Consider the following 26,614-nt stretch of genomic DNA (forward strand, 5'->3'; position numbering starts at 1 on the left):
AAAACCCTGTTTATACTTGGGAAAATCCGTCGCTTTCCGTTAGAATCTGAATAACTTTCATTCGAATATTAACTTCTTAGACAGGCTTACTTATGACCACCACTCTGGAACAAGTCGAAAAAACCGCTCAGTTAAGTAAAAACAATCAGTTAAGTCTGATGATTTTTCAGGTACAGTTTGGCAATGACGACTATCATCCTCCTTACTACGGTATGAACGTTTTTAAGGTTAGAGAAGTTCTGGAAGGGCGCAGTTATCCGGTTTCTCCGATGCCGGATACAAATGATCTGATTGAAGGCATGATCGAATTGCGCGGGCAGTATCTGCCGGTTATCGATCTTCCGCAATGGATGGGCTTTCCGATGAGCCCGGAAGAGCGCGAAAAATCGATTATTATCGTGTCCGATTTCAGTCACAACTTTGTCGGTTTACGCGTGTCGCATATTCATGGCGTTGAAGAGAAAGACTGGTCCGATATTCATCCGGCCGGTAATTACAATATCAATGTAAATACCAATCAGATTATCAACCATACCTATCTGGATAACAGCGATACATTGTGTTTTATCCTGGATATCGAAAAGCTGCTGATCGAGGCGATGCCCAGCATGGCCAAAAAAATCTTTTCGTCGGCGAAAGAAATCGCTATCGAAGAGAATATGTTTGTTCCGGAGCTTTACCAGAAAACCATTCTTTTTGCCGAAGACTCCAAGGCTATTCAGAAATATATGGGGATGGTTTTCGATCAGCTTGGGTTGCGATTCAAAGCCTTTGAAAACGGACGTCTGCTGCTGGACTATATCGACGGTCTGGAGGATATGGATTCGGTGTCGATGGTCTTTACCGATCTGGAGATGCCGGTTGCTTCGGGACATACCGTTATTCGCGAATTGCGCGAGCACAGCAAAACGCACGATATTCCGATCGTCGTTCATACCTCAATGACCAGCGAAAACAATACGCGTGAAGTTTTGAGTATGGGGGCTAACTACTTTATCGGTAAAGTTGACACCGATATGATCGTCGATACGATCAAAAAAGTTCAGAACGATTTCTATGCAAATTGAGTGTCGTTTTGAGCGCTTTGAATTGTGTGTTGTGAGTAAAAGATTATGCTGAAATGAGATGTGTGGATTTTTACACGCCGGAAACAAAAAAAGCGCCTGATCAGGGCGCTTTTTTTCTGCGGCTAAGCCTAAATATTAACGCTGACGCGCTTTGAATTTAGGGTTAGTTTTGTTGATAACATAAACCTTACCACGACGCTTAACAACCTGGCAGTCTTTGTGGCGGTTTTTAGCAGATTTTAGAGAAGATAAAATTTTCATCAGATATATCCAATTTTTAGTGCCGGATATTTCAAAACCAATCCGACTTAAGTTCAAATATTTGAAGCCGCGGATTATAAGTTCTTTTCGAACGGAAGTCCAGCCTGCAGGCGCAAAAATTATCCTATATTTATCGACAGCTTTATACACAGCTCAACTTTAATGAATTAAGGCTGTGAAATAGAGCGTTTTGCTCCCTTTTCGGCGTTATATGATGGCCTCAAGATTGAGCCAATATGCAGTATAATGGCCGGAAATTTTTTTATTGGCAACCAGTTATGGCTTCGGGCAAAAAAAACAAAAAGACAACTCAGGTTACTGATTTAACGATCGAAGCGGTGATGGGCGCCGACGGTGTACTGAGTGAGCAGGTGGACGGCTACGCACCGCGTGAAGCACAGATCGAGATGGCTAATGAGGTCGCGGAACTGATTGAACAGCAGGAAACCTTACTTGCCGAAGCAGGTACCGGTACCGGTAAAACTTTCGCTTATCTGGTACCGGCGCTCTTGTCCGGGAAAAAAGTGATCGTTTCCACTGCCACCAAAACGTTGCAGGAGCAGCTGGTGCAAAAGGATTTGCCGATGCTGTACAAGGTGTGCGGCATCAAAGGCAAGCCGCAACTGCTTAAAGGCCGCGATAATTATATCTGTCCGCAGCGTCTGGAAATTACCGAAACCGTGGAGCAGCATTCTAAGGAAGATTGGAAAAAGCTGGAATTGATTCGCGACTGGGTTGAAGAAAAGACCCTGAGCGGAGATCGCGCGGAACTTTCCGAAATCCCTGAATCCGATCCTATCTGGCGTAAAACCTGCGCCCGTCTGGAATTCTGTCAGGCGGCCGATTGTTCGAGCGATTTAGGTTGTTTTTATCCCGAGCAGAAGCAGAAAGCTCAGGAAGCCCAAGTCCTGGTGGTAAACCACCATCTTTTTTGTGCCGATCTGGCGCTTCGCGAACAAGGGTTCGGCGAACTGCTTCCGGAAGCGGAAATTTATATTTTCGATGAAGCACATCAGCTCCCGGATATTGCCGCACAGTTTCTAGGCTTCAGCATTTCACGCTCGCAGCTTGACGAGCTGGTTCGTGATATTGTCAGTGCGCAGAAAGCGGAAGCGCCCGAATCGCAATCCATCAGCGATCAGGCACACCTGTTCGGCGAACAGGTTAAACTGCTTAGCGAAGCATTGGGCAAATGGGAAAAACGCTGGACCTGGGAACAGTTGGAAACCCAGGCTGCGTTTCAACAGCAGTTAAAGCGCCTTATTCAGTCACTTACTCAACTGGCTGATAATCTTAAAAAACTCAGTGAACGCGGCAAGCAGATCGCTTCGGTACACAAGCGTTCTAAAGAATTCCTAGAGCAATTGATCGATTGGCGTACGGAAGCGAATGAAAATAAAATTCGTTGGGTTGAGTCTTCAATGGGGCGTTTCCGTCTGTTTCTGACGCCGTTGAATGTTTCCGCTCCCTTCAGTCGTCAGCGTGAAGCGATCGGCGGTGCCTGGCTGTTTACTTCGGCTACTCTGAGTGTGCGTAACAATTTTGATTACTTTGCCAAGCGTCTTGGACTGAACGATGCCAAAACGGCGAACTGGCTGAGTCCGTTCGATTACCGTACTCAAGGGGTTATCTACCATCCGATCGGTCTGCCCGAGCCGAAAGATCCGCGCTATATCAAAATTTGTTTGCGTGCCGCCTGGCCGCTATTAAAAGCCAGCGATGGTCGGGCATTCTTACTCTTTACCAGTCACCGAGCTTTGCAGGAAGCACGTGAGATATTAAAAGAACACTGGCACGGCACGCTTCTGGTTCAGGGCGAACAGCCTAAATCCACGCTGTTGCAGCGTTTCCGCGAAGTTGAAGCGCCGATTCTTTTGGGTACCAGCAGTTTCTGGGAAGGGGTGGATGTTAAAGGAGAGGCGCTCAAACTGGTGGTGATCGACCGTATACCCTTTGCACCGCCTGATGACCCGATTGTGCAGGCGCGCGAAGAGTTTCTGAAAGAAAAAGGTTTGAATGCCTTTGTGCACTTCCAGCTGCCGGAAGCGGTTATCGCTATGAAACAGGGCGCCGGTCGTCTTATTCGCGATGTCAATGACCGCGGTGTGCTTATGCTTTGCGATCCGCGTTTGTCGTCGAAGGGGTATGGTAAAACCATCGGTGACAGCCTGCCGCCTTTTTCCTGGGTTTACAGCCCGCAGGAAGCTTTGAAATTACTAGATAATACAGCTGATTGATATGTCCAATACACAAAAAACCATTCTTGCGATTGATACCTCCACGGTTGCCTGCTCGGTTGCTTTGCGCCACCAGGAAGAAACCTATGCCATTCATGAAATGACGCCGCAGAAGCACGCCCATAGAGTGCTGCCGATGATCGATGAATTGCTGCAGCAGGCCGGTATTCACGGCGAAAGTGTCGATCTTATCGCTTACGGAGAGGGGCCAGGGGCTTTTACCGGAGTACGTATCGCTGCTGGCGTGACTCAGGGATTGGCTTTGGGCTGGAATAGCGACTTCGTGGGCATTTCTTCACTGGAAGCGATGGCGTATCAGAGTGTGCTGTTTGAAAGTCGTCAAAAGCCGTTACAATGGTGTGCGCTGATGGATGCGCGCATGAATGAGATATATTTGCAACAAGGTTTGTATGACCCGGCTGCGGAGGTTCCGTGGCAAGCCGAAAAAGCCGTTTTGATTTCGCCTCTGGAGGTGATTGAACAACTTGAGGTATTGCAGAGACAGGCACAGGGGAAAGGGCACGGCTTCTTGATTTTCGGTGATATCACCCGCGAATATCCTGAAATCGCCGATAACGCCGCCTATCGGGAAGTACAGCCGAATGCGATGGCGATGCTTAATTTGGCCGGAATTTATCTGTCGCGTAAGCAGTCATTGCAACAGGGGTTGCCGGTTCCATTGTATTTGCGTAATCAGGTTGCCGAAACGATTCAGGAGCGTCAAGCGAAGCAGTTGCTAAAAGAGCAGGAAGAGAAATAATAATACTTTCTGCAAGCCTTGAATTTTGTAACGATTCTTTATTGCAAGGCTGCTTAATTTATAGTCAATGGTGGAAAAGTCGTTGATGATAAAGCATTTATTGGCCTTACAAAAAGATTGCGCACACGCTTATCCACAGTTTCTGTGAACAACCGCAAAACATGCTTCCTTTCACGGGATGCCAGCAAGTTTGAGGAGATGATATGAACAAGTCCTATCAACATCTATTGGTCGCAGTGGATTTTTCCGATTCCAGCCGCGCCGCACTTAATCGGGCGCTAAAACTGGCGAAGGATCTACAGGCTAAAATCACTCTGATGCATGTGGTAGAGCTGCCGGTAAATCCGGTTTTGGAAGATATCGCCGTAACCGGACTTCCTGGTCTTTGGGATGAGGAGTTAACCAAGCAGTGGCTTGATGTTGCCCGTAAACAGTTGGATGAATGGATGGCGACAATACCGCAGGATTCTCGTCAAAGGCTGCAAATAGAGGCTAAAATTCAGATCGGCCATCCCGTTCAGGAGTTATGCGATTATGCCAGCCAGCATCAGGTCGATTGTATTTTGATCGGATATCATGGGCATTCCGCCTTGCGCAATCTGATCGGCAGCACCAGCCGTTCGGTATTGATCGAAGCGGAATGCGATGTGTTAAACGTTAAACTGACTCAGAAGTGAAATCGAAAAAATTATGACCGAGCTAAAACAGACAACTCAAACAATGCATCTATTGGTCGCGTTCTGCGCAGCACTGATGGCTTTTGCCGTCTCCTCCGCGCAGGCCAAAATGAATGTTCATCAATTCAAACCGGGCGATACGGTTTTCGTGGCTTTTCCGGCCGGGAATATCAAGGACGACGCATTTATTGTGGGGACGGTCCAACGTCTTGAAAAAAACGGCGATTATCTGATTGAAGTGCAGGATTATGTTGAAGGCCATGATTACGGCAGCTCCTGCATTCCGATGATTAAAAAAGAAGATCCCGAGGCTATGGCGCTGGGTTACGGAGCAGGCTGGGAAGTATGGAAAGATACCACTAAACTGGACAAGCAGCGTCTGCATTATGTTGTACCGCGTGCGCAGAGTATGAAGCTGGGCGAGGGTAAGCACTATTTTGTTGAGCGCAATAATCTGTATATCGTTTTCGGTCGATGGAAGTCCGATGCGCCGGTAATGACGCTTGATCGCATCGCCCGTGCGCAGCGTGAAGCGCAAAATGCCGGTCTGGAGGAGTTGGTGCCGGTATTTGATCTTGTTAAGTACCATCGTAAAGTTTTTTACGATACGAATAATCGCCCCTTATACGCTTTTGAAAGAATTGCGCCGGCGATCACGATGCTCGAACAGGTGCAGAAGATTTTCGACCAGCATCCCCAATTACAGAAGTTATGGCAGGCGAAAAGCCGCGACTGGAAAAAGATTTCCGAGAGTACTTATGACTATTTTATGATCGAAGCGATCGACAAAGTATTGTTCGACGCGGCGGATCAGTTATATGAAGAGGGCATTGAAAATGCCGGTACAGACAAGGTAGAGCGACTGCGTCAGCTAACCAAGAGCATACGCAGAGACAAATAAGCCGCCTGTAAACGAAAAAAGCCATATATCGTTGAATATATGGCTTTTGTTTGTTGGCAGATCCGAATTTTATTAAGGTTTCGGGTGTTTATAGTATTCCTGATTGAGATAGTCCGCCAACTGTTCCACTTCATCCTCGAACATTCCGGTGTTCAGGTTGTTGTTACAGAATGCGACCGCTTTGACAAGTTTCTCATAGGTCGGGGTTTTGACCGGATCATAAGGTTGGGACGCGTGACACTTCATACAGTTTGCACTGTCGTGGAGTTCCTGGCCCGGATGTGGTTCGGCAAGAACCGGAAGTGAAAACAGCCCGCTTGCCAATACGGTTAAGGGTAAACTTCTCTTCATATAGCCTCCTTCAGTCGCTCGAAATATGACAGAAATACCTGAATAAAATGCTAGGTTGTTCTTCATTCTACTGATTTATCTTAATAACCACTCATTAAAATTACTTAGCCAAAAATAAGCAAACTTATACTGAAAAATACGAATAACGAGGAGCGTTCTGTGAGCGAAGCAACTTTTATTAAAGGCAAGGTGAAACCCCTTGAAGAATCCATATCCCATCTCAGTTCGATACTGTCCGAAGTCGGGTTTGATATCCGTGAAGGCTTGAAATTAAACCCGGTTCCGGGAATTCACTCGCTGCATATTTATGAAAACAGTTGCCCGGGAATTTTTACCAACGGTAAGGGGGCTTCGGAAAAAGCCACGCTAGCCAGCGCACTGGGCGAATATCTTGAGCGACTGTCGACAAATTATTTCTTTTCCGACTACTGGTTGGAAAACGATTTTGCGGCCAGCAAAAACGACTGGTTGTATTATCCGAACGAAAAATCGTATGACCGCGAAAATTTCAAGCAGATGCTAAATCCCGAATTGTGGCGGTTTTATTCCGATTTGAGTCACAGCGAGGAATATGCGGATTTTGCCGAAGACGATTTCGAGTTCGATACTTTTTTAAGTCTGAATGATCATGTCGATCAAATTCGAGCTCTGCCATTAATTTCGCAGAAGACAGGCGAGACCTGCTATTTCCCTATGAACCTGCTCAGTAACCTGTATGCCAGTAACGGCTTGTCTGCCGGTAACAGCGCGCTTGAGGCGCAGGTTCAGGGTCTGTCCGAGGTATTCGAGCGATGGGTTAAAAACCGTATTTTGCGTGAAAACATTTGTCTGCCGCTGGTTCCGCAGGAAGTCCTTGATCAGTTTCCGCAAGTCGTTACAGCGATTGCTGCACTGCAGGAAGAAGGGATTTATACCGAAGTGCGCGATGCTTCATTGGGCGGTGTTTTCCCGGTTATGAACGTCACGCTGTTCCATCAGGCAAGCGGCCGTTGTTTCGCTTCATTCGGCGCGCATCCGATATTTGAAGTTGCCGTGGAAAGAACGCTTACCGAATCACTGCAAGGCCGCCATCTTAAAGAGCTGGATGGCTTCCAGACACCAAGTTTCGATCAGTTCGATGTCGCATCGGACGAAAACATTGAAAACCACTTTATCGACTCCAGCGGGCTGATCCACAGTCATTTCGTGGCCAGAGATTTCGATTACGAATTTGTCGCCTGGGATTTTACCGGCAATGTTGAACAGCAGTGGACACATCTCTGTGAACTGGTCTATCAGCAGGGTACGGATGTGTATGTCGCCAATTACAATCATTACGGCTTTGAAGCGTGCAGAATTATCGTTCCAGGGATGTCCGAAGTTTATCCTAAACACGAAATTGTCGATGCAAATCAGAATTTTGGACGTCTGTTGCGAGAAGCGCTGTTAACTTATCCAGATCATCAGGATCCACTGCAAATTGTCGATCTCATTGATCAATTAGGTTTAAGTGATCACCAGGGAGTCGCTTCCTTGATCGGGCTGATGGCCGATAAGGGGAGTTTCTGGGCCGGTATAAATTGCCTGCAGCTTAAATTCTGGTGCTTGTTGGCCGCGCAGGAATACGAGGAAGCACTGGAATCGCTCGGTGGCGTGTGGTTCTTTATTGATCCGAACGATAAGCGATATTCGATCTACAAAGCCTTTGAATTTGCCTTGGAAATCATGCTCTCAGAAACGACTGACGGAATCCAGGATACAAGCGCAGTTCAGGCTCTATTCGGTAATCAGGTTGCCGATAAGGTTTTAGCCCATCTTGACGGATCCATGCAGTTCTGGGGGGCTCCAACCGGAATACGAATCTTTTCCAGCTCCGTACAGCATCAGACCATGCTGGAAATCTATCGTGCTGTAAACAAATTCAAGTGATAGAGTAAAGATTGTTTATTGTCTTGTGAAAACATATAATTAGCGTCCTTTTTTAAGGTTCTACTATTCCTTTTTGTAAAAAAAGAAGAACCTTTAATTGCCGATTTCGGTAAGAAAGCTGTGACATTGCTACCTATAGAAGGCTATAGCCTGCAGGTAGCGATGTCTGGCGAAGCAAGGAGCTTTTGTATGAAAAGAAGAGAATTTATGACGCTGGCCGGCCGTTTGGCGGCCGCAACATCGCTACCGGTTTCACTCGTCGGCTGCGGTGGCGGATCGGACAGCACTGCGGTCAATCTCAGCAGCATCGACGCCAGAGTTGCAACCACAAACGATCAGCTGACGGATGTATCAGCGGTCAATAATGATCTTCAGGTTGAAAACAGTCAAATTATCGCAAGCTCTTCCCCCGCATCAGCAGCAACTGCACGCAGCACGACGGTCTCCAGCAGTATTGCCGATTTTTTCCATTCCCGTTCGCCGAATGACTTCCTGCCTTATAACCATTATCTATCAGATCCGGATTCGGATAATATTTGGCAAGATCTGATTCACTCCCAGCAACAGGCGTATGATGATTTTGAACATCAATTAGCCAAGTTGATGGCGACTTTCCGTCTATATGATTATAAAAATCCCTACGCCAGTACCGATGCGGTTTCCCCGATAGGAATCACTCAGGCACAAGCAAGAGGTGCGGCGCAATCCGAATTGACTGACGAAGAGCAGGAATTATTTTCGGCGGTTGATCGTATTCTGGATAATATTCAAGACTACATCGCATCTTATGGCCTCAAGTGGGTAGTCGATTTCATTACACCGGTTTTAAAAGCGTTGTACGAAATAATTGTCAGCGCGGATGTGCTTAAACAGCTGGTTATCCAGTTTCTTGCGCAGCTGTTTTTGGAACGCTTTCTTGAGGCGGTGACGGAAAATGCTTTACAGGATTTGAATTTCGATTCGAAAGGTCAAACCATGTTGAGCTTTGCAAAAATGTCGGTTGCGGCCATCTCGGTTCTTGCTCTTGATCGCATTGACTACTTGTCGGCGGATAATTCGCAGGAAGCGGTCAATTACATGACGACCTATCTGACTGCAGGCAATCTGATCGCGCGTCTGTTGATAACATGGCTCGAGCTGTCACAGGCAATGGTCACGACTACGGTGAGTACAGCCACAGCGGAAATTCGCACGGCAATTGATGCGGATGAAGGAAGTCAGGTTGGTGGTAATGAGGCGTTGGGAACAGAACTCAGAACCAATGCCGCGATTTTGGCGATTACCGGTTTTACAATCAAGCAACTGCTAAGCACTTTTATCGACATTGATAATAAACAAACGGTCAGTGCCGAATTCGCTGAGGATGGCACTGCCTTGCCGTTCAGCTTTTTGTTTCAATCGCCGATTACTCTGGCGGATCAGGCGATAAGCCGTTTCAGTTATAACAATATTGATTTACAGACTAACCTCCAAAGTATTCTCTCGCGTTTTGTCGATCAGACTTATGCCTCTGAAAATGTTGACGAAGAGACCGATCTTCAGGCGGAAGTGGATGCCATCGCCGCACTGCACATTAATACCCGTACCAGCCTTTCCGAGCAAATCATCGCCGAGACTGCCAGTATCGAAACGGACGCCTATAATTTCGCACTGGAACTGGCACAGCTGGCATTTGAATTTACCAGCAATACGGAAGAAGATGCTTACCTTTTTGCCAGCCAGATGGCGGAATATGCCTATAACTTTACGATGGATATTGAAGAAGATGCCTATAACTTTGCTATGCAGGGGATGGAGTACGGATACCTGTTTGCTTCCCGCGGCGAAGAGGTCGGCATAATGGCTGACCGCATCCTCTGGATGGCTGTCCAGATCGGTGTTATGGCCGATCGCATCGGCGAGATGGCGGATAGAATTGTCTATACAGAGCAGTTGATTGTTTATACGGAAATGCTGATTCTGGATTTTGGCGTGCTGATCTACGGTGTTATCAAACAGATTACCAATCTGATTCTGAGCGGAATGGCGCTCATTCTGGATCGAGATTGGTATACACCGGATTCAGAAGATTTAATTCTTAGCACGATCGACAAGAACGTAACGGCAATGTTGGAGAATATGCAGGCGTATTCGCTTGCAGTACTCGAAAATCAAAGAGCACTGCGGGAAATTACCCAGGACGCCATTGATACCATTCCCGAACTGTCTGCTTAACTGAAAGATGTGATCGATTAATATGCGTTTTTCTGCTTTTAAATCTATCGTGCCGTTGAGTGTCTTTTGGCTGCTTGCTTCATCTACCGTCTCGGCAGGCGAGGAAAGTGCATTATACGAGGAAGCGGTGAAAATATTCGCACAGCCGAAAATATCGCTTACCGTTGATTCTCATATTCAATTTTCCGAGGATACTTTCGAGGAGCGCAGTTTTTTTCTGGCCAAGTATGATCAGGATGCCAGGCGTTCATTGCTTATCCGTTTTCTTGAACCGGACGACATCAAGTGCACAGCGGTGTTGATCAACAGCGATGTCGGTACAACCCAGCGCTATGCCTATTTTCCCGCTCTTAAAAGGCTGCGCGTCATTCCGGATTCGGAAAAGGGTAATGAGGTTTTTGGAATCGGGATCTCCTATGAGGATCTCGGTGAGCCTCAAGGGCGGTTCGAACCTCTGGAAACGGTTGAACTGAATGGACGTTTAAGTTATCAACTTACGATGCTTGAGGGCGATCGGAAGGAAGTGTATTTTATCGACAAAAACTCGCATCAGTTTTATCAGATGCGGGTCTATAAAGGTCGTGAGTTGCAAAAAAAGGTCATTATCAATGAGATGCAACCGTTTTTCGGTGAGCCTTTAATCACTTCGTGGCAGATTGAATATCCGTCAAGCGGTAAAAAGATATCGTACCGGGTACGAAAAAACTCGGTCAGTCAGGCGTTTAGCGGCGAAATCTTCCAAAAAAACAAATTGAAGCGCTGTAGAACGCTTTGAACGATGTTTTCGAAAGCAATCATGCTGGCGAACGGGACAGATAGGTTCTAAAGAGCGTCGGCAGCAGCAGTATGCTCAGTAGAAGATGGCTGCAGAGCAAAATAGCTAATTCCATACCAAAGAAATGCAGAACGCCCTGCATAAAAAAGGCCATCAGCATCAGGCTTGCGATCATGATCAGGTTTGAAAGTACGACCGGTTTAAAGACCGTTCTGAAACAGTCTTTTTCATGGTTTTTGTAAGTAAGGGCTATATGAATCAGATTGTCGGACACGATTCCGACAAACAGTATGGCTGAAATCAGACTGATCACCGAAAGTTCAAAACCGAAAATCATATGCAAGAGCATGAATATCATCAGGCTAAGCGCAATGGGCAGAAGGGTAACCAATGCCCGCAGTCGTTTGAACAGAATGGCGAATAGAGCGCTGAGTAGCAGCAGAATGTTAAACAGGCTGTAGGCTGTTTCAAGGATAAATCGGTTTTGATAGGTTTCAGCCATCGATGTATGACCCAATAGTTTTACCGTAAATCCCGACCGCTTCAGGTCGGCATGGTCCATCGTGGTTTTTAGTTCGACCAGGGTGGAAACCGGTTCGAGCAGACTAATTGCCCCTATAAAGAAGGTGTTTCGGCCGTCATTGCCAAACAGAAACCTGTCCAGCCCCATCATGTCGTTTGCCAGCTTGAACTGGGAAAACTTGCGAGAATCCGTTGCGGATAACGGCTCGTCACTGAATTGCCGGTAGGCAGAGCCCATATCAAACAAGGTCCGATATTTGATATCCGTCTCTTTAAACAATTGCGCGATAAAATTCTGATACTTCAAGGTGCACTCCAATTCGCGCAAAGAGCACTCATTCGAGTGAATTTGCATCATAAACGGCTGGGCAAGAGAAACGTCTGCTTCAAACTGTAAAATTTGTTGATGTTGCGATGACAGGCTCAGCGGATTGAGTTCTACCGCAACGGGCTTAGTCTGGTAGGCAACCAGACACGTAGCACCTAGCAGTAATAGCCCCGTCCAGATAAATGACGCTTTGTAGACGATAGGTTTGAACCGGAACCAGTTAAGAGTCAGGCGAGTCTGATCAATAAATTGCAGTCGGATAGCTAGATAAAAGGCCAAGACACTGATCCAAATGGTTAATGCGTAACCGAAGTCGCTGACTAAACCGAAGTCGGACAGGTATAGGAGTATTCCACTTAACCAGGTGGTGGCGACCGATACAATGAAGCTAAGGCGAAGCGATTTTGCATCCAGCTTATTGAAATACAATTGATTCAGCAGGGTAAAAACATAGATGTAGACAAACAGAAGAGCGAGTAAGGACGCAGGGTTCAATTCGATCGAGTAAAACTGAATTATGCCTAGTAACAAAACCGAGAAAAGGGCGATTTCCAGCAGTGCGTTCAATAAAAAGCGATACCCGGTCAGAAAAAAAATGCCCAAAATAATTACCGGTATAAACAGCCACAGATAGTGCAAGAGTTCCTCGACAAACTCTTTCGATAAGATCGCACCGATTACCGGCGGACCCAGAATTTTATTCTCTTTAAGGAACTGTAAAATCCCAGGCTGTTTATCAATCGAATAAATTAATAGCGAGTTGTATTGCTCGTCCTGCTTGGAGGGGATGGCGATAAGCTGTTTCACCAGTCCCGATTGCTCAAGATCTGCGGCCTCTCCGGGATTGTGGCTACTGACGAAGAGGTAGCGCTGACTGAGTTTGAGCTCTTCGACAGTTGATTCTGTAATGGTCTGCGGGAAAAATTTAGTGATGTCGGTTTGCGTAAAAGTCAAATGACTGCCAAGCAGTAGACTGAAAATGATACTGATCAGGATGACGGTCAATTTAGCCAGATTAATCAAAACTTAACCTTTAAACGCATTGAGAAAGAATTGGGAGCATATTCCTGTTTGTCATGCAGCAGATATTCAAAAGCGATCTGCAAATCTTTTTTGTCCAAAGCCAGCTTTACCAAATCGGCTTTAATCGAATTTTCCTTGACGCGGGCCGCCGTCAAAACATTCTGAAAGGTGAATTCCCAGCCGTCTTTATGCCATGGTTCAAGTTCAAGCAACCAGAAAGCGACACTGCTGGCCGCATCGACCTTATCGTAATACGAATACTGTAATTCCAGGCTGGTATAGAATCCGTTGCGGTAATCCGCGCCAAAACCGAGAGTCGCTTGGTTGGTTACCCGGTCAAGAAGCGGAAGCTTGTCCCGGTAACTTAATTCGCCTCTTAAGCCGAACTGGTTCCAGGAGGTTTCATAATAAGCGGCGGCCTGATAAAAACGTTCGAATTCCATCTGCACGATGGGCGAATTATCGTCATTTTGCAGATACTGTTCGATATAGGAGGCTTTATCGGAGCTGTCAGTAGACGCCAAGTCATTTAACAACTCCGGGTTGATCTTTATCAGCGGAATTTTCGCTAAGCCGCTGAACGCAGAAAAGCCGATAATGAAATTGTCGCGGGTTATTAAATGATTGATGCCGACGGTGGAATTCTCGAACGAGTGTTCGGTATCCGGCCAGTTTTCGCTGAGGTATTTACTGACTGCCGCCTTGCCGTTGTCTTCATACACCGGCAGCAGAACTTTTTCGCCCACCAGATTCAAGTCGTCATTACCGGTGTTAACCATTAAGAACGGAATGAAGACGTTAAGGCCGTATTGATAAAAACCGCTGTTTATTGCGTATTCTTCCTTGTTCAGGGGCTTGAAGTGCAGACTGGTTGTCGCTTCATCGTTGTTATACCAATTGAATTGTGCCATCCAGGCCGGAGCAAAGCGCAGATTAATGTTGGTTTCATCGTAATAGTTTAGTTGTAACTCATTCAACGGGTTGATGTTGCCAAGGTAATCAAGCGTACCGATTTTTGAAACAAATTTACCGATTCGATAATCAAAGTGCTCATTCAATGAGGCAAATGAGAAATGGTTTATGGAAAAGTTATCGTCAGTGCGACGGGACTCTGTTAAATCCAGTTTCAGACCGTAACTGAGTTCATAGTCGGAGCCGAAATAGGTGCCTTCATGCAGTCCTAAAAAAACATCCGCTAAAAGTTTTCCGTTGAAATAATGTTGGTGACGAATACTGTGACGGATATCCAGTCCCTTTCCGATACTGGCCAATTCCTGCAGTAGCGGCTCTCCGGATGCGACGGGAATGTCAGAGTCTTCGATTGACATAGCCTGTACAGAAGAAATGGAAAAAAGGATAGAAAATGCAAGTGTCTTGAAAGTGTGTCGGAGGAGAGCTTCGCGTTGAAAATGCATTGAATTAGTTTTATTAAGAACACTTTTTAAAACCGTATTATTAACGAAAAGGATTTGGGGAATAAGCAAGCCTTTTTTATACGGGTATAAAATCTGGAAGGATGACTGAAGGGCGCACGAACGGCTGGAGAGGGCTGGATAAGATTTAAGTGCGAAGAGGCGGAGTAAGTTCCGCCTCGACATAAATAAGTTTAGAAGTCGTATACCAGTGTAATGAGTGTCTGGGTATCCAGTTTCAGTGCGCCGTCGGCCGGATCGGAGTTGTGACGGTATTTATAACCGACACTCAGACGCAGTTTTTCTGCCATTTTGACTTTGACTGCGGTGTTGGCTTCGGTTTTTGTGTTCGCTTCACCAAAGGTCGCGGTTACATCCTGTGAGAAGTCCGCGTATTGAGTTAATTTGTGGTTGACTTCGGCTTTAAAGCGTCCGATTACCTGGTCTTCAGAGCCGTTACCGAACTCGTCCGAGTAATCGATGGTCTGATAACCCACACCCAGTTCGACAAGGAATTGCGTGCTTGGTGTTTTGTACAGCTCTTTACCCAGACCCAACGTATAGGTCGCGTCCAGATCAACGCCTTCAAATTTACTCTTTTCAAAACGCGCGCCAACGAAGCTGTAGTAATTGTGCGCTTCGTTGTAGAAGCGATTCATCTGTGCATCCAGAAGATAACGTTCTTGCGTCTGGATATCGTTTTCAGATTTATAGTTGGCTTCGATCAGTGTTTTGATTTCGTACACCGGCTGGGTGTATTTGGCTTTTAATGACCCGTATAGCGAGGTACTGACGGTATTTCCGTCGGAATCGCTGTAACCGAGTTCACCGGAGCCACTAAGACCGTCAGCCATGACCGGAGTCGCCAGTACAGCCGTCAGTAAGGTGGATAGAGCGATGCTGGATTGTTTGGGTGTAGAGTTGTGACGATTTAAGTGCATATTAAATTCCTTGGTTTGTTAACCGTAACCGTCGAAAACGGATATTAACGGTCGTCGAAAAATTCGGTTCGCTATTATTCAGGAAATAATAATAAACTGAAAGTTTGAAAGGTCAATTTTCGCCCCGGATGGCATTTTGTGGGCATTATTGTTTGCAAATACAAGCGGTTACGCGCTTTGAGCAGTGGAAGTGATGACAAAAAGCCTTTAAAGGCAGCAAGTTTTGTTAAAATGCGCGAATAATTTGCATTGTTATAAATTGCACCGTGTCAAACTGTCTGAAGATGGATAAAGAATTATGAAGTTAGATTTTTTGGATTTTGAACAGCCTATCGCTGAACTGGAAGCAAAGATCGAAGAATTGCGTCACTTGGAAAGCGACGATATGGATCTGGTGCATGAGATTTCGGCGTTGGAAGAGAAAAGCACAAAATTGACGCAATCTATTTTCAGCAAACTCAGTGATGTTCAGATCTCGAAGCTCTGCAGACATCCGCAGCGTCCTTATGCGCTGGATTATATTCCGCGTATCTTTACTGAATTCAAAGAACTGCACGGTGACCGAGCTTTTGCCGATGATGAAGCGATTGTCGGTGGTCTGGCAAGAATCGACGGCCAGTCGGTAATGGTGATTGCGCAGGAGAAAGGACGTGATACCAAAGAGAAGATTCGCCGCAATTTTGGTATGCCGCGTCCAGAAGGTTACCGCAAAGCGCTTCGTCTGATGAAAATGGCGGAACGTTTCAATCTGCCGATCCTGACCTTCATTGACACTCCGGGCGCTTATCCGGGTATCAATGCCGAAGAACGCGGTCAAAGTGAAGCCATTGCCCGTAATCTGATCGAAATGGCGGAACTTAAAGTTCCGGTTATCTGTACGGTGATCGGTGAAGGTGGTTCCGGTGGTGCTTTGGCAATCGGTGTCGGCGACGTCACCATGATGATGCAGTATACGACTTACTCGGTCATTTCACCGGAGGGTTGTGCGTCGATTCTATGGAAGAATGCCGCCAACGCTGCCGACGCAGCGGAAGCGCTTGGTATTACCGCCACGCGTCTCAAGGAACTTGGGCTGGTCGATGAGATTATCGAAGAGCCTCTTGGCGGGGCGCATCGTAATTATGATAAAGCGGCGGAAAGCTTAAAGTCTGCAATTCTGTCTCAGCTGGCCGCTCTGAAAACGCGTTCGATTGACGATCTTCTCGGCAGTCGCTATGAGCGTTACATGAACTATGGAAACTTTGAAGGTTAAATTGTTTATGAAACTGCATTCCTGTCGCAAGGGTGCAGTTTGCTTGCTACCTTCGGTTTCAGTTTTTCTTTTCGTTTGATCTATGTCCGATTCCGCCAGCGATTCTGCAACACCTTACTACTGTATCCATAACACCAGTCTGCTGGACGAGAGAGAAGGGCGCGATCATGATAAATTGATCGGCTCAGCATTTTCAGAAAGACTGCACACGCTTCTTCGGAAAACCGGTACGGAAAGTCCTTCACTGGTTGTTGCATTGAGTGGCGGACTCGACTCGGTTGTACTGCTGCATCTCTGCTCAAAATTATCCATTTCGTGCCGCGCACTACATATTAATCACCAGTTGCAGGCCCAATCGGCCGGCTGGGAAGTCTTTTGTGGCGATGTGTGTCGACAGTGGTCGATTCCTTTTAAGTCGGTTAATGTCAGTATTTCTTCCCGCAATCGTCAGGGGCTGGAAGCGGTAGCGCGTCAAGTACGCTATCAGGCGCTGTTTTCCGATCTTGCCGAGAATGAAGTTCTGTTAACTGCACACCACGAAAACGATCAGGCGGAAACCTTTTTACTGAACAGCCTGCGTCAAACCGGAATCGGCGGTTTGTCCGCCATGCCCGAAATTCAGCAAAAGCAGCATAAATGGTTGATCAGGCCGCTATTGGCGTTTACCAGAAACGATCTGATCGCCTACGCTAAAAGCCACAATCTTCAGTGGGTCGAGGATCCAAGCAATGAGCATTTAATGTTCCGTCGTAACTGGCTAAGACAGAAGATCGTTCCTGAACTGCAACGAGAAGTTCCCGGCGTGGTACATAACCTTGCGGAAACTGCAAAAAACGCCCAGGAAAGCCAAGATCTGCTTGAACGCTTGGCCCGACTGCAATTGCAGCCTGAATTGGCGACAGCACTCTACCTGAAAAAGCACCCGGCGCTCGATTGGCCTGAGCATAAAAATCTTCTGCAGTACTGGCTCAAGCATATTGCCGGGCACAAGATTCTTGTTAATCGCCAGCATTTTTCATGGTTGGAACAGTATTGGTATCAGTCGTTCGACGCAAAGAATCAGAAGCTTGCCTATAAATTACCGCAAGGGCATGAATTTAGAATCTACAAAGACCGGTTGTATCTGCTCAAAGAGCCTGGCGCTCAGCGGTTTGATTCTTCAGCATTCATCGACTCTTTATTTTTGCCTGTTAATGAAGAGAAGCATTGGTGCTTCCGGGGAACTGAACAGCTTAAAGGGCGGTTGCATGCTGCGGATATTCGCCCCTTGTCTGAGGTGAAAACGCACAGTGCATTCCCGTTTTCCCGCAAAGAGCTGAAGACTTTTTTTCAGGATCAGCAAATTCCGTCCTGGGAAAGAATCAACTGGCCGGTACTGGTGGTGCATGAACATAGGCATCAGTCTGATGGCGATACTCCCGGTTTTAGCGTACTGGGATTACCAAACAAACAGGGGGCAAACGGCGTTTTGGCAGGCGTCGATCAGAGCGAATTATGGCAGTGCCTGGGATTGCTTTCCGATGTTGCGGAAATGCAGGCGTCCGGCAAGCGATAAGATTCCGCAGGGTCAATTCAAAATAGCTTGAACAGCGATAACCTTAAGCCGTTTACACAATTAAGCTTTTTTACGGTGCTTTTTTGGGAAACGCATTGCTGAATACGCACTTATAGGCTATAATGCGCTTCCATTCTGATGACTCAAATACTTAATTCTTTAAGTTCTTTTTTTCTTCAAAAAGTGACCCTAGATGACAAAATATATCTTTGTAACAGGTGGTGTTGTATCCTCGCTCGGTAAAGGGATTGCAGCCGCTTCTCTCGGTGCTCTGTTGGAAGCACGCGGCCAAAAAGTCAGCATGTTAAAAATGGATCCGTATATCAACGTAGATCCTGGCACCATGAGTCCTCTTCAGCATGGTGAGGTTTTTGTAACCGATGATGGCGCCGAAACCGATCTCGATCTGGGGCACTATGAACGTTTTGTACAGCGTCACTTTACCCGTCGAAACAGTTTCTCAACCGGTCAGGTTTATGAAACGGTAATTCGCAACGAGCGTCGTGGAGACTATCTGGGCGGTACAGTTCAGGTGATTCCGCACATTACCGACGAAATCAAGAATCGCATTAAATCGGCTGCGGCCGGTTATGACGTTGCGCTGGTCGAGGTCGGCGGAACGGTCGGTGATATCGAGTCTTTGCCTTTTCTTGAAGCGATTCGTCAGTTGAGTCTCGAAGTCGGTCGCTCCAACGCGCTGTTTATGCATCTGACGTTATTGCCGTATATTGCCGTGGCCGGTGAGGTAAAAACCAAGCCGACTCAGCATTCGGTTAAAGAGTTGCGCTCTATCGGGATTCAACCGGATATCCTGATCTGCCGATCGGAAATGGCTCTTGAAGAGAGCGAAAAACGTAAAATCGCGCTCTTTACCAATGTCGAAGAACGGGCTGTTATCAATTCTCTGGATGCACGTACGATCTATGAAGTACCGCGTATGCTGCATGAGCAGGGGCTGGATAATCTCGTTGTTGAACGCTTGAATATACAAGCTCCGGATGCGGATCTTTCCGACTGGGATGTGGTTGTGCATGACCAGCTTAATCCGCAACAGTCCGTTGAAATCGCGATGGTCGGTAAATATGTTGATCTGACCGAAGCTTATAAATCTTTGATCGAATCGCTGATTCATGCCGGTATTCATAGTCGTACCAAGGTAAACATCGACTATATCGATTCTGAAGAGCTGGAGTCCGGAGATCTTTCTGTATTGCACGGCAAAGATGCGATTCTGGTTCCGGGCGGTTTCGGCGAACGAGGTGTTGAAGGAAAAATCAACGCGATTCAGTATGCCCGCGAAAACAAGGTGCCTTATTTGGGGATCTGTCTGGGTATGCAGATGGCGGTTGTTGAGTATGCCCGCCATGTTGCGGGGCTTGAAAATGCCCATTCAACCGAGCTGAATGCGAAAACTCCGCATCCGGTTGTCGCTTTGATTACCGAGTGGACTGACGAAGACGGAAATGTTGTCGAGCGTGATGAACAGACTGATCTGGGCGGAACTATGCGTCTGGGCGGTCAAAACTGTCAGTTGGAAGCGGGCAGTAAAATTGCCGAAATTTATGGCGCTACGACCATTCGTGAACGTCACCGCCATCGTTATGAAGTAAATAACGGCTATATTTCACGCCTTGAGAACGCAGGTTTGCGTTTCGCGGGGCGTTCGGAAGACGGTGAACTGGTTGAAACGGTCGAAATAGCCGATCATCCTTGGTTTGTGGCGTGTCAGTTCCACCCTGAATTCACATCAACGCCGCGTAAGGGGCATCCGTTATTCGGTGCTTTCGTCAATGCAGCGAATGAATACCGTAAAGGGAAAAAAGGTTAAAAGTATGCAGCTATGTCATTTTGAAGCAGGTCTGGATAAGCCTCTTTTTCTGATTGCGGGTCCATGCGTCATTGAATCTGAAGAGATGGCGCTGTCGACGGCCGCCGCTCTAAAAGAGTTGACCGATGAACTGGGAATTCCGTTTATCTATAAGTCTTCTTACGATAAAGCGAACCGTTCATCGACGAAAAGTTTCCGCGGATTGGGAATTGAAGAAGGCTTGCGCATTCTGCAGAAGGTAAAAGACGAAATCGGTGTGCCGGTTCTTACCGATGTTCACGAAGATACCCCATTGGATGAGGTGGCTTCGGTTGTCGATGTAATGCAAACTCCGGCGTTTTTGGTTCGACAAACCAACTTTATTCAGAATGTCTGCCGTCAAGGATTGCCGGTCAATATCAAAAAAGGCCAGTTTCAGGCGCCTTGGGATATGGATCAGGTAGTCGCTAAAGCCCGTGAAGTCGGCAATGAGCAGATTATGGTCTGCGATCGCGGTACTTCTTTCGGCTACAATACGCTGATCTCCGATATGCGTGGTTTGGCGCAAATGCGCAGCACCGGTTGTCCGGTGGTCTTCGATGCAACGCATTCGGTTCAGCAGCCGGGTGGTCAGGGAACGACTTCCGGCGGTCAGCGTGAAATGGTTCCGGTTCTGGCACGTGCTGCAATTGCAGCAGGTATTTCAGGTGTCTTTATGGAGACGCACCCGGATCCACAGAATGCCTTGAGCGATGGCCCTAATATGTGGCCTTTAGGCAATTTGAAACCACTCCTTGAAACCATGAAAGAACTGGATCAGGTGGTTAAGAAGCACGGCTTTATTGAAAACAGCCTGCTGGACATTTAGTTATTCAATTTTTAAAAGCCCTGAATTTTTATTAATTCGGGGCTTTATTTTGAAAGTTCATTAAAATGTCATCACAACACCTTAAAATTGATGGATACATTCAAGAGTTTTTAGATTTACATTAACTTATAGGAAAAACAATGTCATTAATTAAAGATATCAAAGCACGTCAGGTTATTGATTCTCGCGGGAACCCAACCGTTGAGGCGGACGTGATTCTTGAAGACGGCTCAAAAGGTCGTGGTATTTCTCCTTCCGGTGCATCTACCGGTTCTCGCGAAGCAATCGAATTACGCGACGGAGACAAATCTAAATTTGGTGGCAAAGGCGTACTGAACGCTGTAAACAACATCAATACAGAAATCAAAGCCAAATTGATCGGTATGGACGCAACTGATCAGGTCGCTATCGATAAAGCGATGATCGAACTGGATGGTACGGATAACAAAGCTCGTCTTGGTGCGAACGCTATTCTTGCGGTTTCCATTGCGACGGCTCAAGCAGCTGCGCAATCTAAAGGTCTGCCGCTTTACGCTTACCTGAAAACCGATGACTACAAAATGCCGGTTCCAATGATGAATATCATTAACGGTGGTGAGCACGCGGATAACTCGGTTGACTTCCAGGAATTCATGATTATGCCGGTTGGTGCGCCAAGCATGTCTGAAGCGATCCGTTACGGTGCTGAAGTATTCCATGCTCTGAAAAAAGTACTGCATGACAAAGGTTACAACACTGCTGTCGGTGATGAAGGTGGATTTGCACCGGACCTTAAGTCAAACGAAGAAGCGATCACCGTTATTCTTGAAGCGATTGAAGCAGCCGGTTATAAAGCGGGTGAAGATATTATGATCGCCATGGACGCTGCATCATCCGAATTGTACAAAGATGGTAACTACTATCTTGCTTCTGAAGACAAGACTTTGACTTCTGCCGAAATGGTTGATTTCCTGGGCGAATGGGTTAACAAATACCCAATTATCTCGATCGAAGACGGTCTGGATGAGTCTGACTGGGATGGCTTTAAGCTGCAAACCGAAAAATTCGGTGACCGTCTGCAGATCGTCGGTGATGACCTGTTCGTAACCAACCCTAAAATCCTTGCTGAAGGGATCGAGAAGGGGATCGGTAACTCTATCCTGATCAAAATTAACCAGATCGGTACTTTGACGGAGACTTTCGAAGCGATCGCTATGGCTAAGAAAGCCGGTTATACCGCTGTTGTTTCACACCGTTCTGGTGAAACCGAAGATACTACGATCGCGGATATCGCGGTGGCAACTGGTGCCGGTCAGATTAAAACCGGTTCACTGTCACGTACCGATCGTATCGCCAAGTACAATCAATTGATTCGTATCGAGGAAGAGTTGGGTGCAGAAGCGGTTTATCCTGGTAAAGCGGCTTTTTATAACCTGAAATAAATAGCTCGAATTAATCGGTTATTGATATTATCCTGCTGAATGCAGGATATAAAATGAAACCACGTTTTAAGGAGATTAGGATGAAATTAAAATACCTTAATTACCTCTTGATCTTCTTAAGCGTGGTTTTTCTTTTGCGTTTACTGTCGTCCGACGGTGGTTTTAGCGATTATCTGCAAGCGAAACAACAGCTTAACGAGATCGATCGAACGCTGGCCGAACAGCAGCAGCAAAACAGTCTGCTGAAACAGGAAGTCAACGAGTTGCAAACTTCCGATGAAGGTATTGAAACCATTGCACGTCAAGTGCTGGGTATGGTTAAGCCGAACGAAGTCTTTATCGAAGTGATTCCATTGGCTCCAATCACGATTCAAAACGATCCCGAAGATGAATCGGCTTTACAGGATGATCGGCAGGATAGCGATCAGACTTCCTGATTAAAGTCAGTTCACTTCTATTCGAATCTTTTTAAGGCTATCGAAACAATCTTTTTTCGGTATTCTTTTCCCTTTAATATTTCTCCCTTTAATATTTCTCAGTAAATTTCGTTAAGTTTTTAATTCTGAAAGGATTTTTAGGACTTGAGCAGGATATTTACAGCTCCGACGCCACCGTCTTTTTCTGCAGCACTGCTAAATGCGATTACCGGACCACACTGGCGTAGTATCTGGTTTGTCAGGTTTTTTAGTATCGGAAAATCATTTTCCGAGTTATAGCCTTTACCGTGAATGATGCGGATGAAACGTAATTTATGCGCTATGGCATCGGCCAGAAAGCGGTTTAAAAGGATTTCGGCCTGTTCTTCGGTATTACCATGCAGATCCAGTACTGCCTGCACGGCAAAATCCCCGTTTTTAAGACGGTTGATTTCGCGAAGCTGGACGCCTTTTTGTGAATACAGCAGTTTGTCGAAGGCGCCGACTTTGGCAAATATCTTTTTGCGATCCAATTCCAGTTCAGGATGCGTTTTGTGCATGCGTTTCCTTTTGCTGTCTCTGAGGAGCCGCTTGCTTTTGGCGATCTGTTCTTCCCGGTCGTAAGATTCGATTTTATTCGACTTTTTGAGGGGAGTAACATCGCTCATTGCTGCGGCGAAAAGGTCTTGGTCGTCATTGCTCATAATTTCGAGAAAGTTTTATTGGGTTATTTTGCTAAAGCCTGCCGGTATGGTTTATATTATTAGGCTGAAATTTAACATGTATTGTAAACTGAATGAAAATTCTTATCTCGAATGATGACGGCCATTTCGCCCCCGGCATTCAAACCCTCTTGCAGAGTTTGCAAGGGCATCCGACTATTCAATCCCTGATTTTAATCGCTCCGGATCGTAATCGAAGTGCAGCAAGTAATTCGCTGACGCTAGTCAATCCTTTACGCCTTCATCTGGTTAAGCAGGATGAGAAAAACAACACAACGCAGTACAGCGTTAACGGAACCCCGACAGATTGTGTTCATTTGGGTGTTAACGGTGCCCTCGGATTTCAACCGGATATGGTGATTTCCGGAATCAATGCAGGGGCGAATATGGGGGACGACGTGCTTTATTCCGGCACAGTCGCAGCGGCAACGGAAGGGCGCTTTCTGGGCAAACCATCAATTGCGATATCGCTTTGCGGAGAAACTAATTTCGATAGTGCGGCGCATTATTTTTTAAGAATTTTCAACGATTTGGCCAATATTGAGTTGGCATCCGATACGATCCTTAATATTAATATCCCCGATCTTCCTCTCGAGCAGATAAAAGGGGTTAAGGTAACCCGTCTGGGGCGGAGGCACGCTTCGGAACCGGTCGTCAGTCAGTTGGATCCCCGAGGCTTGCCTATTCACTGGATCGGTCCGGCCGGAAGCGCGGCCGATTCAGCCGAGGATACCGATTTTTATGCAGTTGAACACGGTTATGTCTCGATTACGCCACTGAAGATTGACTTGACTCATTATCAGGCACTGCAAAATCTAAAGGCTTGGGCCGACAGGATTTCAGATTGACCTTTATGCAGCAGAATTCAGATCAGAGAATCCAATTCGAAATTTGCCGGCAATATGATGGTGTCGGAATGACCTCTCCGCGCAAGCGCCAGAAACTCATTACTCAGCTGCAGGCGCAGGGCGCTTTAAAGACAGCAAAAGTCGCGGAAGTCATGAATATGATTCCGAGGCATCTATTTGTCGATCCGGCATTTTCCCACCGTTCTTACGAAGATTGTGCGCTGCCTATCGGCCACGAACAGACGATTTCCCATCCTTCAACTGTCGCGATTATGACTGAGTGGCTGTTTTCCGACACCGGCAACCCCGTTCACAAGGTGCTTGAAATCGGTACCGGATCCGGATATCAGACAGCGATCTTGTCGGCTTTGTGCGATCAGGTCTGCACCGTTGAACGCATCCCTGATCTGAGTCGCCAGGCGCAGCAAAAATTACAGCAGCTGCAGGCCGGTAATGTCGAGTTTTTCACTGCGGACGGGCACTGGGGGCTGCCTGGCTATGCCCCATTTGATGCGATTATTTCTGCAGCCTCTCCGGAAACGCTACCGTACGAACTGGTCGAGCAGTTAAAAATCGGAGGTCGCCTTGTTATGCCGATCGGCTCTCATCCGCAGCATTTGTATGGTTTTATCCGGCATCAGGATCGACTGGAGCAGATTGCTCTCGGTGATGTTTCGTTTGTTCCAATGCGTAAAGGAGTTGCGCAATGAAAATTTTTACGCCACTGTACGATAAGGTTTTGCAGTGGGCCGCGCATCCCAAAGCTACCCGTTATCTGGGCGGGATGAGTTTTGCCGAGTCTTCGTTTTTTCCGGTTCCGCCCGATGTAATGCTGATGCCGATGAGTCTGGCCAAGCCGCAACAGGCTTTTTATTTTGCATGGATCGCCACCTTATTTTCCGCTCTCGGCGGTCTCTTGGGTTACGCCATCGGTTATTTTGCGATGGATATGATTCAGCCTTTAATTGTCGAACTGGGCTATCAGCCTAAGCTGGATGCCGCTCAGGCCTTTTTTGATCAGTACGGCGTCTGGGTTGTTTTTATTGCCGGATTCAGTCCGATACCTTATAAGGTCTTTACAATATCGGCCGGCGCCAGTGCAATGGCATTATTGCCGTTTATCATTGCTTCTATAATCGGACGCGGAGCGCGTTTTTATCTGGTTGCAGGCCTGATGCGCTGGGGCGGAGCCTCTTTTGAACCGGTTATCCGCAAGTGGGTCGATTGGATTGGCTGGGCGCTGGTAGCGCTTATTGTGCTGGCAATCGGCTGGCACTATCTTAAATAATGTATTCGGCCGTTAAATAAATTAACTGCCGGCGATCCTTATACGCTTAAGGTCTCGATAATCTATTTTGGCGTCCGATGGTTGCAATTGACTGCTGAATTACTCATGATTAGAGTCATCAATGATTAGTAACAATTAACAACCAATACAAAAAATTACTTCGGTTCATTATGGAAACCTATCTGAAAAAAAATCTCCCGCTGATTGCTGTTGTCTCAGTTTCGTTGCTGCAGCTTCAAGGTTGTAGTTCTCCTCTTAAATACGATCCATCAGCACGTGACGACGGCAGGCCAGCTCCGGTACTGAAAAGTCAGCCGGTAAACGGCGCAAATTCCTGTTCCAGTGTCTATATTGTCAAACCCGGCGACAGTCTGAGCCGGATCGCCGAAAAATGTCAGGTGTCGCTCACGCTTTTGCAGGAAGTCAATCACATCAGTCGTGCCGACCTTATTTATGTCAATCAGGAACTAAAAATCCCTTATTCAGACCAGACGTCGCCCTACGACACCTCGGTTAATGCGGAAGGGAGTGGTGTCGATACTTATCAGCTCAGTCGTGAGCCGGCGTATTCCGAAGACCTGAGTGCCGATCCGGTTGCGCACTGGTCCTGGCCGATGAGTAAACAGACGGATTACCGTTTTATTCGTGACGAGCATGGAATCAGTGCTTTGGAAGTTTACGGTTTTATCGGCCAGAAAGTATATGCTATGACGGAAGGTGAGGTCGTTTTTGCCGGCGATGGTATTACCGAATACGGCAATATGATTATGCTTAAACATCCGGATGGTAAATTATCTGTATATGCGCACAATCAGCGCTTACTGGTGAAAAAAGGGGATAAAGTACGGTCCGGAGCGCAGATTGCGACTATGGGATCGACTGGCCTTACCGACAGGCCTAAGTTATATACAGAGGTTCGCTATCACGGGCAGAAGATTTCAATCAAAAAAGTTTTGGGCGAGTAAGAGTTAATTCAGTTAGACAAAGGGTATTCTCTGTTCGACTTGTAAAAGGGCGTGCCTCCTCAGTTAAGCGACATGCCCTCACTCACTTGCCGTAA

The 26,614-nt window shown here is 46.7% G+C and carries 24 protein-coding genes; 18 read left to right on the plus strand and 6 right to left on the minus strand.

The genetic code is table 11. From position 1 onward, the window contains the following. The first annotated feature begins 92 nt into the window (after positions 1 to 92). Positions 93 to 1,067 carry a chemotaxis protein CheV gene (locus J3999_RS10805; protein WP_208127911.1) on the plus strand — a complete coding sequence of 325 codons (975 nt, stop codon included), beginning with the start codon at positions 93 to 95 and terminating at the stop codon, positions 1,065 to 1,067. Between the two features lie 135 nt (positions 1,068 to 1,202). On the opposite strand, the gene ykgO is transcribed toward J3999_RS10805, so the two are convergent. Next, positions 1,203 to 1,328, minus strand: a complete 126-nt coding sequence (gene ykgO, locus J3999_RS10810) for a type B 50S ribosomal protein L36 (protein ID WP_130537418.1) — start codon at positions 1,326 to 1,328, stop codon at positions 1,203 to 1,205. Positions 1,329 to 1,606: 278 nt separating this feature from the next. On the opposite strand from ykgO, the gene J3999_RS10815 reads away from it, so the two are divergent. The 4 genes from J3999_RS10815 to J3999_RS10830 all read left to right on the plus strand — a co-directional run bounded on the left by J3999_RS10815 (position 1,607) and on the right by J3999_RS10830 (position 5,903). Continuing rightward, positions 1,607 to 3,565, plus strand: coding sequence for an ATP-dependent DNA helicase (locus J3999_RS10815; protein ID WP_208127912.1), 1,959 nt, complete (start codon positions 1,607 to 1,609; stop codon positions 3,563 to 3,565). Between the two features lies 1 nt (position 3,566). Continuing rightward, entirely contained in the window at positions 3,567 to 4,325 is a 759-nt protein-coding gene (gene tsaB / locus J3999_RS10820) for a tRNA (adenosine(37)-N6)-threonylcarbamoyltransferase complex dimerization subunit type 1 TsaB (RefSeq protein ID WP_208127913.1), read from the plus strand. Positions 4,326 to 4,528: 203 nt separating this feature from the next. After that, the gene (locus tag J3999_RS10825; protein WP_208127914.1) at positions 4,529 to 5,002 is read left to right on the plus strand and encodes a universal stress protein; all 474 of its coding nucleotides are present in this window, start codon (positions 4,529 to 4,531) and stop codon (positions 5,000 to 5,002) included. Positions 5,003 to 5,015: 13 nt separating this feature from the next. Then, positions 5,016 to 5,903, plus strand: a complete 888-nt coding sequence (locus J3999_RS10830) for a hypothetical protein (RefSeq protein WP_208127915.1) — start codon at positions 5,016 to 5,018, stop codon at positions 5,901 to 5,903. 72 nt (positions 5,904 to 5,975) lie between these two features. Here J3999_RS10830 and J3999_RS10835 read toward each other — a convergent pair whose 3' ends face one another. Then, the gene (locus J3999_RS10835) at positions 5,976 to 6,254 is read right to left on the minus strand and encodes a hypothetical protein (RefSeq protein WP_208127916.1); all 279 of its coding nucleotides are present in this window, start codon (positions 6,252 to 6,254) and stop codon (positions 5,976 to 5,978) included. A 159-nt stretch (positions 6,255 to 6,413) separates the two neighbouring features. Between J3999_RS10835 and J3999_RS10840 the strand changes: the two genes are divergently transcribed. The 3 genes from J3999_RS10840 (at position 6,414) to J3999_RS10850 (ending at position 11,151) form a co-directional block, all read left to right on the plus strand. Then, positions 6,414 to 8,162 carry a YcaO-like family protein gene (locus tag J3999_RS10840; protein ID WP_208127917.1) on the plus strand — a complete coding sequence of 583 codons (1,749 nt, stop codon included), beginning with the start codon at positions 6,414 to 6,416 and terminating at the stop codon, positions 8,160 to 8,162. Positions 8,163 to 8,351: 189 nt separating this feature from the next. After that, positions 8,352 to 10,376, plus strand: coding sequence for a hypothetical protein (locus J3999_RS10845; protein WP_208127918.1), 2,025 nt, complete (start codon positions 8,352 to 8,354; stop codon positions 10,374 to 10,376). A 22-nt stretch (positions 10,377 to 10,398) separates the two neighbouring features. Next, positions 10,399 to 11,151 carry an outer membrane lipoprotein-sorting protein gene (locus J3999_RS10850; protein WP_208127919.1) on the plus strand — a complete coding sequence of 251 codons (753 nt, stop codon included), beginning with the start codon at positions 10,399 to 10,401 and terminating at the stop codon, positions 11,149 to 11,151. Positions 11,152 to 11,170: 19 nt separating this feature from the next. On the opposite strand, the gene J3999_RS10855 is transcribed toward J3999_RS10850, so the two are convergent. The 3 genes from J3999_RS10855 to J3999_RS10865 all read right to left on the minus strand — a co-directional run bounded on the left by J3999_RS10855 (position 11,171) and on the right by J3999_RS10865 (position 15,377). Further along, positions 11,171 to 13,024: a hypothetical protein gene (locus J3999_RS10855; RefSeq protein WP_208127920.1), complete on the minus strand. Its 1,854-nt coding sequence runs from the start codon at positions 13,022 to 13,024 to the stop codon at positions 11,171 to 11,173. After that, the gene (locus J3999_RS10860) at positions 13,021 to 14,352 is read right to left on the minus strand and encodes a hypothetical protein (protein ID WP_208127921.1); all 1,332 of its coding nucleotides are present in this window, start codon (positions 14,350 to 14,352) and stop codon (positions 13,021 to 13,023) included. Before J3999_RS10860 ends, J3999_RS10855 begins: the two co-directional genes overlap by 4 nt. A gap of 278 nt (positions 14,353 to 14,630) precedes the next feature. Next, on the minus strand, positions 14,631 to 15,377 hold the full coding sequence (locus tag J3999_RS10865) for a YdiY family protein (RefSeq protein WP_208127922.1): 747 nt from the start codon (positions 15,375 to 15,377) through the stop codon (positions 14,631 to 14,633). A 298-nt stretch (positions 15,378 to 15,675) separates the two neighbouring features. On the opposite strand from J3999_RS10865, the gene J3999_RS10870 reads away from it, so the two are divergent. The 6 genes from J3999_RS10870 (at position 15,676) to J3999_RS10895 (ending at position 22,717) form a co-directional block, all read left to right on the plus strand. Beyond that, a complete protein-coding gene (locus tag J3999_RS10870) occupies positions 15,676 to 16,629 on the plus strand; it encodes an acetyl-CoA carboxylase carboxyltransferase subunit alpha (protein WP_208127923.1) in 954 nt (317 codons plus the stop codon). An 82-nt stretch (positions 16,630 to 16,711) separates the two neighbouring features. Beyond that, the gene (tilS, locus tag J3999_RS10875; protein ID WP_208127924.1) at positions 16,712 to 18,184 is read left to right on the plus strand and encodes a tRNA lysidine(34) synthetase TilS; all 1,473 of its coding nucleotides are present in this window, start codon (positions 16,712 to 16,714) and stop codon (positions 18,182 to 18,184) included. A 193-nt stretch (positions 18,185 to 18,377) separates the two neighbouring features. Next, the gene (locus tag J3999_RS10880) at positions 18,378 to 20,012 is read left to right on the plus strand and encodes a CTP synthase (RefSeq protein WP_208127925.1); all 1,635 of its coding nucleotides are present in this window, start codon (positions 18,378 to 18,380) and stop codon (positions 20,010 to 20,012) included. Positions 20,013 to 20,016: 4 nt separating this feature from the next. After that, positions 20,017 to 20,859, plus strand: coding sequence for a 3-deoxy-8-phosphooctulonate synthase (kdsA, locus tag J3999_RS10885; RefSeq protein WP_208127926.1), 843 nt, complete (start codon positions 20,017 to 20,019; stop codon positions 20,857 to 20,859). A 140-nt stretch (positions 20,860 to 20,999) separates the two neighbouring features. Then, on the plus strand, positions 21,000 to 22,280 hold the full coding sequence (eno, locus tag J3999_RS10890) for a phosphopyruvate hydratase (protein ID WP_208127927.1): 1,281 nt from the start codon (positions 21,000 to 21,002) through the stop codon (positions 22,278 to 22,280). 80 nt (positions 22,281 to 22,360) lie between these two features. Further along, positions 22,361 to 22,717, plus strand: coding sequence for a septum formation initiator family protein (locus tag J3999_RS10895; protein WP_208127928.1), 357 nt, complete (start codon positions 22,361 to 22,363; stop codon positions 22,715 to 22,717). A 137-nt stretch (positions 22,718 to 22,854) separates the two neighbouring features. Here J3999_RS10895 and J3999_RS10900 read toward each other — a convergent pair whose 3' ends face one another. Beyond that, positions 22,855 to 23,400, minus strand: coding sequence for a Smr/MutS family protein (locus tag J3999_RS10900; RefSeq protein WP_208127929.1), 546 nt, complete (start codon positions 23,398 to 23,400; stop codon positions 22,855 to 22,857). A 92-nt stretch (positions 23,401 to 23,492) separates the two neighbouring features. On the opposite strand from J3999_RS10900, the gene surE reads away from it, so the two are divergent. The 4 genes from surE to J3999_RS10920 all read left to right on the plus strand — a co-directional run bounded on the left by surE (position 23,493) and on the right by J3999_RS10920 (position 26,519). Continuing rightward, entirely contained in the window at positions 23,493 to 24,266 is a 774-nt protein-coding gene (surE, locus tag J3999_RS10905) for a 5'/3'-nucleotidase SurE (RefSeq protein WP_208127930.1), read from the plus strand. Between the two features lie 5 nt (positions 24,267 to 24,271). Continuing rightward, positions 24,272 to 24,976: a protein-L-isoaspartate(D-aspartate) O-methyltransferase gene (locus J3999_RS10910; RefSeq protein ID WP_208127931.1), complete on the plus strand. Its 705-nt coding sequence runs from the start codon at positions 24,272 to 24,274 to the stop codon at positions 24,974 to 24,976. Further along, entirely contained in the window at positions 24,973 to 25,554 is a 582-nt protein-coding gene (locus J3999_RS10915) for a YqaA family protein (RefSeq protein WP_208127932.1), read from the plus strand. The genes J3999_RS10910 and J3999_RS10915 overlap by 4 nt, the downstream gene beginning before the upstream one ends. Positions 25,555 to 25,724: 170 nt before the next feature. Next, the gene (locus J3999_RS10920) at positions 25,725 to 26,519 is read left to right on the plus strand and encodes a M23 family metallopeptidase (protein WP_208127933.1); all 795 of its coding nucleotides are present in this window, start codon (positions 25,725 to 25,727) and stop codon (positions 26,517 to 26,519) included. Positions 26,520 to 26,614: the final 95 nt, after the last annotated feature.

The sequence above is a fragment of the Thiomicrorhabdus sp. 6S3-12 genome (assembly GCF_017571475.1).
Classification (GTDB): Bacteria; Pseudomonadota; Gammaproteobacteria; order Thiomicrospirales; family Thiomicrospiraceae; genus Thiomicrorhabdus.